Origin of the sequence: Candidatus Chloroploca asiatica, assembly GCF_002532075.1 — a bacterium.
GTDB lineage: Bacteria > Chloroflexota > Chloroflexia > Chloroflexales > Chloroflexaceae > Chloroploca > Chloroploca asiatica.
The window spans coordinates 1-510 of sequence record NZ_LYXE01000145.1; the positions used below are offsets into that span (position 1 = coordinate 1).

Annotated in this window: 1 protein-coding gene; it reads left to right on the top strand. The window is 71.6% G+C overall.

Annotation, left to right across the window (positions count from 1 at the left end; all coding sequences use genetic code 11):
* The coding region (locus A9Q02_RS17940; protein WP_216361548.1) for a hypothetical protein at positions 1-237 on the top strand (237 nt) is incomplete at its 5' end.
* Positions 238-510 lie beyond the last annotated feature (273 nt).

Genomic DNA, 510 nt, shown 5'->3' on the forward strand with positions numbered 1-510 from the left:
GCGCCGAGTGGCGACGACCTGCAGGCCCTCATGGCCGAGATCATTGCGACCACCGGCGTCTCAGCAGAGACCGCGCTGCAGCTGGCGATGATCCAGCGCGCGGCCCTTCGCCAGTACGCCTGCCAGTGGGACGCGATGGTGCAGCGCCTTCGTGCGGCCATCGCGACCCCGCCGTCCACGCCCGACGCGGCCGACCCTGCCAACCCCGCCGACCCCGCCGACCCCACGCCCGCCTGAACGCGCCTGGCCCGGCAACAAGGGGAAGGCAGAACCGACCAACCCAGACTGCCTTCCCCTTGTTGCCCACCGTGTTTGATCAACAAAGGAATGACGATGGATGCCCCTACTCAGCCCACGGCGCCGTCCAGCGCCGAACCGACCGCCCCAAGCGGGACGGACGGGGCAGGCGCGGCGTGTGGCACACGCCGCGCCGCGCTCGCCGTTGCGCTCCCGCGCCGGCTGCTGATCATCGCCTGCACGGCGACCCAACGCCCCGATGTGCGCCTGCTT